3 protein-coding genes and 1 pseudogene are annotated in these 3,889 nt (G+C 58.8%); 2 read left to right on the plus strand and 2 right to left on the minus strand.

Features of this window, described 5'->3' with window-relative positions:
* Positions 1-195, minus strand: a pseudogene (locus tag NCN04_RS09185) (fructosamine kinase family protein); the annotation flags it as partial.
* Between the two features lie 36 nt (positions 196-231).
* On the opposite strand from NCN04_RS09185, the gene crtD reads away from it, so the two are divergent.
* Complete coding sequence (gene crtD, locus NCN04_RS09190) at positions 232-1,761, plus strand: C-3',4' desaturase CrtD (protein WP_250395888.1); 1,530 nt, start codon at positions 232-234, stop codon at positions 1,759-1,761.
* Positions 1,762-1,770: 9 nt separating this feature from the next.
* Here crtD and NCN04_RS09195 read toward each other — a convergent pair whose 3' ends face one another.
* A complete protein-coding gene (locus NCN04_RS09195) occupies positions 1,771-2,649 on the minus strand; it encodes a prephenate/arogenate dehydrogenase (RefSeq protein WP_250395890.1) in 879 nt (292 codons plus the stop codon).
* An 84-nt stretch (positions 2,650-2,733) separates the two neighbouring features.
* Between NCN04_RS09195 and NCN04_RS09200 the strand changes: the two genes are divergently transcribed.
* The coding region (locus NCN04_RS09200) for a helicase (RefSeq protein WP_250395889.1) at positions 2,734-3,889 on the plus strand (1,156 nt) is incomplete at its 3' end.

Here is a 3,889-nt window from a genome sequence, read left to right on the forward strand (position 1 = left end):
TTGCTGTAAGGAGCGGAGCCCCCGGGCTTCCGCATTGAGCATGGCTGGCGACGCCAGCTTGAGAAATAACGATCTCCCATCTGACAAGTCAGCACGCCAAGTCGAGGCACTACCAACAGGCTCGAGGGTCTTGCACTGGCAGCCCTGCAGCGGACCCCAATCGTTCTGCAACGCCTCAAGCAGTTGCGTTCGCATTCACGATCCTCCTCACTCAGCTGTCAGCATGACTCGATGCAAAAACGCGACGACGTAATCGTGGTCGGCGGGGGCATCGCTGGACTCACTGCAGCGGCCCTGCTGGCACGCGACGGTGTTTCAGTCACTCTTTTAGAGGCGCATTCTCAGCCGGGTGGTTGTGCAGGGACCTTCCGTCGCGGTGATTACACCTTTGATGTCGGAGCCACCCAAGTGGCAGGCCTCGAGCCTGGTGGCAGCCACGCCCGCATCTTTCAACATCTGGATCTGCCCTTACCTGAGGCCGAGCTGCTTGATCCAGGCTGCGTGGTCGACCTGGCCGATGGAACCACCCCAGTGCGCCTTTGGCACGCCCCCCTGCGCTGGCAGCAGGAACGACAACAGCAATTTCCAGGCAGCGAAAGGTTCTGGCAGCTCTGCAGTTTTCTGCACCGAAGCAATTGGCGATTTGCGGCTTCCGACCCTGTTTTACCGATTCGCAATGGCTGGGATTTCCAGCAAACGCTTGCTGCGATCAATCCAGGAAATCTGCTCAGCGCCCCTCTAAGTCTCTGCACAGTCACAGACCTTTTAACCCTGACTGGCTGCGGCAGTGATCAACGCCTGCGTCGCTTTCTCGATCTACAGCTCAGGCTCTACTCCCAACAACCCGCCGATCAAACCGCAGCGCTTTATGGAGCGACGGTGTTGCAAATGACCCAAGCCCCGCTGGGCCTCTGGCATCTTCATGGATCGATGCAGGTGCTGAGTGAACTGCTGGCGTCTGGGTTGAAGCGCGATGGAGGAAGCCTGCTTCTTCGTCACCGCGTGCAGCAGCTGCAACACAACTCCGATGGTTCGGGCTGGCAACTGCGCGTTGAAGGACCAGGCCGAAAGGAGCAGATCTTTCGAGCTGACGATGTCATCTGCTCGCTCCCTCCTCAGTGCCTCCCTGAACTCATGGCTCCTGAAGGCAGCGCTGACCAGAACCCCATGCCGGCGCCCTATCGCCAACATCTCAGGGAGCTCGAGGCTCCCAGTGGGGCCCTGGTGTTCTATGGCGCCATCGACAGGGACTCTCTACCGGACGATTGTCCAGGCCATTGCCAACGGGATGCAAGCGATCCTGGCTCAGTGTTTATCTCGATCAGCCGTGAGGGAGATGGCAGGGCGCCGAAAGGGCAAGCCACAGTGATTGCCAGTGTGTTTACAACCCCTAAGGGTTGGTTCTCAGGCTCAGAACCTGAATACCAAAGCAAAAAGAAAGCCTGTCAAGCCAAAATTCGCAAGGAAGTAGAAGCCGCCTTGAGCTTGTCTGACCACACCTGGCGACATCAGGAGTTAGCAACACCACGGGGCTTTCTCCGCTGGACCGGACGGCCCAATGGCATTGTCGGCGGTTTGGGGCAATCTCCCAGTCGTTTCGGCCCCTTTGGGCTGGCGAGCCGCACGCCGATGCCTGGGCTCTGGCTCTGTGGAGATTCCATTCATCCAGGTGAGGGAACAGCTGGCGTCACTCTGTCTGCCCTGATGGCCTGCAGACAGTTGCTAGCGCAACGCGGCCAAACCCTTCAGCTGCACAGTTGAAGCACCCAGCTATTCCGACAGGAACTGGGGTCGTAGCAACTGCGTTTTTTCCAGCTCTTGCTCAAGCTGAGCCCAATGCCCCTCAAGAATCGCTTCCTCGAGCTGCTCCAAACTCCAGCGATACGCTGCTAATGAGCGGAGCACAGCTTGCGTGTTGCGTGACGCCATTGCAGTCCCGAGAGCCGGGTTGCCGCCCCCCACACGGCTGGTGTCGGCAAAGCCACTCGATGCCAAAGTCCTCGCGAGATCGAGCACGGCAGGATCACGCTCTTCCCCTACCGCTCGCAACAGGGCAGCACTGACGATGACGGGCAGATGGGAGATCAGCGCCACAGCCTGATCATGACGGGCCGCATCAGCTGTCAGCCAATGGCTCCCGAGACGCACGGCCAGTTGATGAATCACTTCAAGCGCTGAAGAATCCGTCGTCGACTCAGGTGTCGACACCCAGGGACGATCACGAAAAAGTCCCGTCAGGCCGGCATCAACCCCTGCCTGAGCCGTTCCCGCCATGGGATGACTCCCCACAAAACGCGGATGAAGATCGCGCCAAACCGCCAGAACCTCTGCCTTAACAGAGCCCACGTCAGTGACCACCGCCTGCTCAGGAAGGGCCTTCAGCAGGCTCTCTGCTGGCGTCAGCAATGACTCCAATGGGAGGGCAAGGATGACCAGATCACAATCTTGAAGACAGCTGGGATCCGTACTGATCAATGAAGCAAGCCCTCTACTACGGGCTCTTTGGGCGGTGACTTCACGGTGAACCAGGCCATGCACCTCAACCCCTTGCTGGGTGAGGTCAAGAGCGATCGAACCGCCGATCAACCCCATGCCCACCACGCCAACACGATCGATCGACCACGGCTGCGGCCCTTGCCCCTGATCCATCGGATCGATTTCGCTCATTCGCCCATGTTGATCGATCGATCCGCCTGAACCAAACCAGTTCAGAGACCTGCTTAGGCTCCTCTGATGTTGGAAGTCCAAGCCCATCAGCAACTCAAGCAGCTTCTCCATCTCGAGGAGATGCCATGGGAGCACCATCTAACGCTCAGCCGCCTGATCGGTCGCAGCTTGCGCAGACAAGACCGCACCCGAATCCGATTATCTGCAGGAGAGCGGGATCGCTGGTGGCTGGGCTTGCTTGTTCCTCTTTGCCTGCAATCCCAAGACTGCGTGCTGGTGCTTGATGAACGCCAACGGCAACGCTTCCTTCAAGTCGAACTGCCTCGCCTTCGCCAAGGGGGGTTAAGGCTTGCCTGTTGGAGCGGCAGCACTGCTCCTCCCGGCTCGCAACTGTGGTTGCTCTCTCCCGCAGAACTGGTCAACGTTCACCGCCGCCGCGGCTTCAAACATTCGCATCAGTTGATTATTCCCGAAGCGGAATCGTTGGCGCACCATCTGCGTCAAGCGATGGAACTCAGCATCGAAACCCAGGATTGGGATCGGTTGCGTCAGGCCTACCCAACAGCAGGTCCTGCTCTCCTCGATCTCCACGAACGCCTCAGCCGCCAATTGTTCGCCGCCTCAAGCCGATCCACTTGCGACCTCCCAATTCCAAGCAGCGCGTTGGTGAGCCTGCGCGACTTAATCGGTCTGCTTGGTCCGGCACCAGAGCCCTGGGCTGAATTGCTAACCCTTCAGAGTTCGCAATGGGCCAGCTGGGCGCACCTCGACCAAAACCTGCTGCAATGGACCTGGACTCTTCAACCCTTGGAACCACTCCAACAGCTTCATTGTCTGCTGGAGCAACACCCCTGGATTCTTCTCCAAACGGATGGCGTACCCCTAGAGCGGAACAGGCGCACCGGTGAACGGTCGACGCAGTCAAGGGCCAAGGTTGACATCCAGCTCCACGATCGAATCCGTACGGAGCCGCTGCGCCTGTTTGCACCCAGGCGACAACCCTTGCCGAATACAGCGATCTATGCGGAGCATCTGCTTGATCAATGTCGACGCCTGATTCTTGGCCGGCGTGGACTGACCCTTGTGTTGCTGGACGATCGAGGGCTAAGGCAAAAACTCACCACCGAACTCGCCGGAGAATTTGGTAGCAGGGTGATTCATCAAGACACAGCGCCAGAAGTCAACGGAGTGATCTGCTGTAGTTGGGCGTGGTGGATGGAGC

This window comes from Synechococcus sp. MU1655 (genome assembly GCF_023630655.1).
Taxonomy (GTDB): domain Bacteria; phylum Cyanobacteriota; class Cyanobacteriia; order PCC-6307; family Cyanobiaceae; genus Synechococcus_C.

What these genes read in the sequence shown, in the direction of transcription:
- crtD (WP_250395888.1), top strand. Translation starts at nt 232, where the DNA reads ATGCAAAAACGCGACGACGTAATCGTGGTCGGCGGGGGCATCGCTGGA.
- NCN04_RS09195 (WP_250395890.1), bottom strand. Translation starts at nt 2,649, where the DNA reads ATGGATCAGGGGCAAGGGCCGCAGCCGTGGTCGATCGATCGTGTTGGC.